Genomic DNA, 5,701 nt, shown 5'->3' on the forward strand with positions numbered 1-5,701 from the left:
ATCTATCTTCACGTCGTCGGACATTCCCAGCGTGTTGCCACCGAATTTCCAGTCAGTGCGATCCAACTTGGTTGAACCTTCCAACGTCGCCGTGGAGCCGCTTTCTTGAAAAGTAAAAGGAATTCTAACGCTTTTAGTCACGTTTTTTAGTGTCAAATCGAACGTTCCGACGTAGTCTGAACCAGACTTTTCGATTTTAGTAGATTTAAGTGTGACGCGCGGGTACTTTTCGACCTGAAAGAAATCTTCTTTTTCGCGTAGGTGACCGTCGCGCAACGAATTATCAGTGTCGATAGTGGCGGCGTCCACGCTGCCTGTGATACTCGACTGAGCCAGATTGCTGGGATCGAAATTGACGTTTCCCTTGAAACCTTTGAAAGTGCCGACTACTTTCACACCAAACATCTTGGCAGTGAACGCAGTACGGGCGGCAGTAGGTGTCCAGGATTGCCCGTAGGTAAAAGTTGACGTGGCCAAAGCCGCTAATAAAAATAATTTACGCATGAACGATAGAGGTTTATCTTGGTTTATGCTCTCTGTTACGTAGCAAGGCAGTTGGTAGGTTGCGTGAGTAGTGAACAGAAGACATATTATTCATACCATGGGAAAACATTCTTTTGATAAATGGGGTAGTATTTCGAGACAAGACGAATCACGCCCATCTGCCATCATTGCAAAAATAATTTTCGATCATGATTTCTCGTGTCGCCCTTACTGTCAAGGATCTGGCCCGCTCAATAGGATTCTACGAGAAGGTTCTGAATTTCAAGCGAATTGGGAATTATACGCTCGAACCGTCAATCGTTGATCCTCTCTTTGGGGTGCCCGAAGGTGCCAAGCCGAGCAGCGTAGTGATCGCAGTACTTTCTCTGGGACAAGAGTCCATCGAACTGCTGGAATTCCAAAATTCTGCTTCCAGCGAAGAAATTCCAACGGATTCTGCCAGTAACGATCTGTGGTTCCAGCATTTGGCCATCGTAGTAGCGGATATGGATACGGCCATCGAACATCTTGCCATGTTCGAGGTCGAACCCATTTCGCCCGCGCCCCAAACTCTGCCAGGCTATCTGGAAGCTGCCGGAATTACGGCTTTTTATTTCAAAGACCCCGACGGCCATGCACTCGAACTCATTCATTTTCCCAAAGACAAAATCGACCCCAAATGGAAAAATAAATCAGGCGTATTTTTGGGGATAGACCACACAGCTATCGCCATCGACGATACCGCCCATAGTCAATCATTTTACGAAAAGCTCGGGATGAATCGGGACTCCCAAACTGAAAATTATGGCCCCGAGCAGGAGAAACTCAATCAGGTAAAAGACGCTAAGTTGTTAGTGACCGCGATGAAATTTGAAAAGGGGCCGGGTATAGAGTTTTTGGAATTTGAAAATCCCGATAATGGCCGCGCTTACCCTGCAGACGCCCGCCCCAACGATCTCTTCCACTGGCACACTGTCATCGAAACCGAAAACCTGCCGGAATTGCGCGATAAACTCAGCCAGGAAAAAGTGCGGTTTATTTCTAAAACAACTACTCGAATAGAACTCGACGGGCCGGATACCTACTATGCCTTCCTGGTTCGCGACCCCGACGGCCACGCTGTGATGCTTCGTTCCAAGAGCTAATGCATGCAGCAAGCCAAATCAAACATTTATAATTCATCATCGTACGGGCGACCCCGTCATTATTCTACACTCCCTTGAACACTTCACACTACGATATCATCATCATCGGAACCGGCGCGGGCGGAGGTGCGGCCCTGGATACGCTCAAACAAGCCGGTAAACGTATATTGGTTCTTGAACGCGGTACCTTTTTACCCCGTGAACAGGCCAACTGGGATGCCGTCGAGGTATTTCAGAAGGGCCGATACCACAACGCCGAAGATTTTTACGACGACAAAGACGAAGCCTTTCAACCCGAAATGGGGTACTTTGTAGGGGGGAACACCAAGGTCTATGGGGCAGCAATGTTCCGGTTGCGCGAGCGCGACTTTGAGTGCGTTCAGCACGCGGGTGGTGTGTCGCCCGAATGGCCGCTGAAATACGCCGATTTCGAGCCCTACTACACCAAAGCCGAAAAGCTGTTCAACGTCCACGGCAAGAGCGGCATCGATCCCACCGACCCGCCCCGAAGCGCCGAGTACCCCAATCCGCCCGTGAGTCACGAACCCGTCATCCAGGATATGTACGACAAGTTGCGCGGGAAAGGCTACACCCCTTCGTACTTGCCGCTGGGCATCCGGCTCAACGAAGCCGATCGCCTGCACAGCGACTGCATCCGCTGCCCGACCTGCGACGGCTTTCCCTGCCTGATTCACGCCAAAGCCGACGCCGATATCAACTGCGTCAGACCCGCCACGGACGAGTCGCACGTAACATTACTGACCAACGCCCAGGCTACTCGCTTGATTACGAACGCCTCGGGTAATGAAATCAAGTCCGTAGAAGTCGAGTCACCCGACGGGGCGAGGCAGACTTTCTCGGCCGATATGTTTGTGGTGGCCTGCGGAGCCATTAATAGTTCACTGCTCTTCATGCAGTCGGCCACCGACCAGCACCCTAACGGTTTGGCTAACAAGTCTGACCAACTGGGCCGCAATTTTATGAAGCACCTGAATGCCGCCATGATGGCGCTCAGTCGGCACGAAAACCCCACCGTTTTTCAGAAGACAATTGCTTTCAGCGATTTTTATTTTGGGGAAAAAGATTACGAATTTCCGATGGGTCACGTACAGCTCATGGGCAAGTCCAATAAGCACATGATTGCCGCGGACGCGCCCAAACTCGCTCCCGGTTTCGTGCTGGAAGAAATTGCCGATCATACCATCGACTGGTGGCTCACGGGCGAAGACCTGCCCGACCCCAACAACCGCGTCCAACTCATCAAAGGCAAGAAGTACCTCAAATACCAGCCCAATAACGAGGAAGGATTCAATCGCCTGCGCTCACGCTGGAAGGAGGTACTTCAGGAATGCGATGTCTGCGACACCATCCTGGATCACAAATTCTACCTTGGCAAAACGATTCCGCTGGCGGGTGTGGCGCACCAAAACGGCACGATGCGATTCGGCACCGACGCCAAAACCTCTGTACTGGATCTCAACTGCAAGACGCACGAGATCGATAACCTCTACGTCGTCGATGGTAGTTTCTTCGTGTCGGCGGGAGCCGTCAATCCGTCGCTAACGATTATCGCTAACGCCATCCGCGTCGGCGAGCACCTCATTGAACGATTGTAGAGACGCGATTTATCGCGTCTGAGCGGCGAAGATTACGACTAAAAAGGTTTCGCGAGCTTCTTTTACCAGCCGGGACCGAGCAACACTCGTTCGATCCCGGCTTTTTCATAATAATTCGGCCCTACCGCGATGCATGGTAAGACACGATAAATCGCGTCTCTACAATAAATGACTTGCTGCATGGCCGCTCTTTCCCAAACTACCACTGACCGACAACTTTGGCAGCAGCTGAAAAGCGGCAGCGAGTTGGCTCTGGGCAAACTTTTAGCTAAGTACTTCAACCTTCTGCAAAACTATGGCTTCAAATTCGTACGGGAAGAAAACTTTGTAAAGGACTGTGTACAGGAGGTTTTTATTGAAATCTGGAATCGCCGGGAACAGATAAGCACGCCCGAAAGTGTCAGGGCGTATTTGCTAAGTTGCGTGCGGCGACGGGTACTTCGCGAGAGCGACCGTCAGCATATAATAAAGGAAGCCTGGCCCGTCGATCTGGAAAACGATTCAAATTTTGTGGAATTTTCGCCGGAGTGGAGTGTGATCGAGCAGGAGAGCCTGGCCGAAACGACCCACCGTATTGCCGACGTACTCAATCGACTGCCTAAACGGCAACGTGAAGCCATCTACCTTCGTTTTTACCAAAACCTGGAAAGAGACGAAATAGCGGTCATCATGGGTGTCAATGCCCAGTCGGTGTCGAATTTACTGCAGGCTGCCTTCAAAAGTTTTCGGGAAAATTGGGTGGGCCTTGTCACTTGGGTTTTCTTTTTAGGGTACATTGTTTTCTGATTTTTCGGCCGAAATAAGTATCTGGCACTTTTATTGGCCATCCATTACCAAATGATTATCCCTTCACATCATGCATCCCGACTATCATAAATTCGAGGTCGAAGATTTCACGCAGGACGAGCGCTTTCGGCGGTGGGTGATTCAACGCGACCCGGAGAGCGAAGCATTTTGGGTGGGCTGGCTGGCTGCGCACCCAGAAATGGCAGGCAAGGTGCAGCTGGCCAGAGCCTTTCTTTATGCTCTCGAGGAAAAAAATACAGCATTGTCCGCCGAGGAATTAACCTCGATCACCGAAGAAGTTACGGAGCAGAATTCAGCTCGTTCGTTTTGGAGGAGGTCAATTTTCCAAATTGCCGCATCTCTGTTTTTGGTTGCGGGACTGAGTTATGCCTTCTGGCTCAATCGAACTGGTTCTGCCGGGATAGAAACCCTATCCGAAATAAGTCCCGTACTGGTCGCTGATTTTGAGGAAATAGAAAATAAAGAAGGTCAGCCAAAAACAATCACCCTGCATGATGGCAGTACCGTCACGCTTTACAAAAAAAGCAAACTACGTTATCCCAAGAAATTCATGGCCGATCAGCGGGCGGTTTATTTGACTGGGCAAGCATTTTTCGATATTACAAAAAATCCCAAGCAACCGTTCTGGGTACATACCGACCGTATCTCGACGCAGGTCTTCGGCACGTCGTTTATGGTCACGACCCAAGGCGAGAACGCCAAAGTGGAGGTACGTTCAGGACGGGTTTCGGTTTATACACGGAAGGACATCGGCACGGCGCGGCGCCTGCAGCAAAATGAAGCAATGGGGGTAGTGCTAACGGCCAATCAACAAGCCTCTTTTGTCAACAAAGAAGAGCGTTTAGTAAAGTCCGTTGTACCTCAACCTATAGTCCTGCAGAAAATCGAAAGTCACGCCTACGAATTTGACGAAGCTCCCATTTCAAGCGTGTTCGATCAACTGGAACGGACCTATGGCCTACCCGTCATTTACGATGCAACGACTGTAAAGAACTGCTACATTACAGCCAATCTAACCGACGAATCACTCTTTGACAAGCTAAATCTTATTGCCCGAATCTCACATTCCAACTACGAAATAGTCGATGGACAAATCATCATCCACAGCAAAGGATGTGATAATTAACAGATGTATTTTGCCGGGATAGGCGACTGCCGCCTTTTTTTATAAAAATAATCATAATCTTAGCAGTATCTGGCCTTCCTTCCTGCCATCTATGAGTAAATTAATCTTATACTCATGGATAAAAAATTTACCAAGTTTTCACCTTTTGCCCGAATCATGAAACTATCGGCCATCCAATTTCTGATTGCTGGCTTTTTCATGACTACTACCTGGGCACACGTCGCCAACGGACAGGAAATCCTCGACCAGAGAATCCACGTAAAAGCAAACAGCACTAGTTTGAAAAGTGCGCTCAATTATCTGGAACGCAATAGTAACGTTCGCTTTATCTACAACCCTCGGGAAATTGGGGTCGATCAGCGGGTGACCCTGGTGGGAAAATCAGCAACGTTAAAAGAGTTCCTCAACGAACTACTCAGCCCGCTACAAATTCGATACGAGGTTTCGGGCAAGCAAATCGCGCTGTTCAAAAAATTGGCTACAAGTACCAATGCGTCCGATGAAGCCAGCAGCAGTACCCTTAC

General features: G+C 49.5%; 6 protein-coding genes. 5 read left to right on the top strand and 1 reads right to left on the bottom strand.

From position 1 onward, the window contains the following. Nucleotides 1–504, bottom strand: a 504-nt coding sequence (locus ACEW8P_RS10825) for a YceI family protein (RefSeq protein WP_373513098.1), incomplete at its 3' end; no start/stop codon positions are given. Nucleotides 505–692: 188 nt separating this feature from the next. Between ACEW8P_RS10825 and ACEW8P_RS10830 the strand changes: the two genes are divergently transcribed. The 5 genes from ACEW8P_RS10830 to ACEW8P_RS10850 form a co-directional block, all read left to right on the top strand. Beyond that, nucleotides 693–1,628: a VOC family protein gene (locus ACEW8P_RS10830; protein WP_373513099.1), complete on the top strand. Its 936-nt coding sequence runs from the start codon at nucleotides 693–695 to the stop codon at nucleotides 1,626–1,628. Between the two features lie 74 nt (nucleotides 1,629–1,702). After that, entirely contained in the window at nucleotides 1,703–3,244 is a 1,542-nt protein-coding gene (locus tag ACEW8P_RS10835; RefSeq protein ID WP_373513100.1) for a GMC oxidoreductase, read from the top strand. A 180-nt stretch (nucleotides 3,245–3,424) separates the two neighbouring features. Continuing rightward, nucleotides 3,425–4,030: an RNA polymerase sigma factor gene (locus ACEW8P_RS10840; protein WP_373513101.1), complete on the top strand. Its 606-nt coding sequence runs from the start codon at nucleotides 3,425–3,427 to the stop codon at nucleotides 4,028–4,030. A gap of 70 nt (nucleotides 4,031–4,100) precedes the next feature. After that, complete coding sequence (locus tag ACEW8P_RS10845; RefSeq protein WP_373513102.1) at nucleotides 4,101–5,177, top strand: FecR family protein; 1,077 nt, start codon at nucleotides 4,101–4,103, stop codon at nucleotides 5,175–5,177. Nucleotides 5,178–5,291: 114 nt separating this feature from the next. Further along, the coding region (locus ACEW8P_RS10850; protein WP_373513103.1) for an STN domain-containing protein at nucleotides 5,292–5,701 on the top strand (410 nt) is incomplete at its 3' end.

The organism is Persicitalea sp. (genome assembly GCF_041751555.1).
Lineage (GTDB): Bacteria > Bacteroidota > Bacteroidia > Cytophagales > Spirosomataceae > Persicitalea.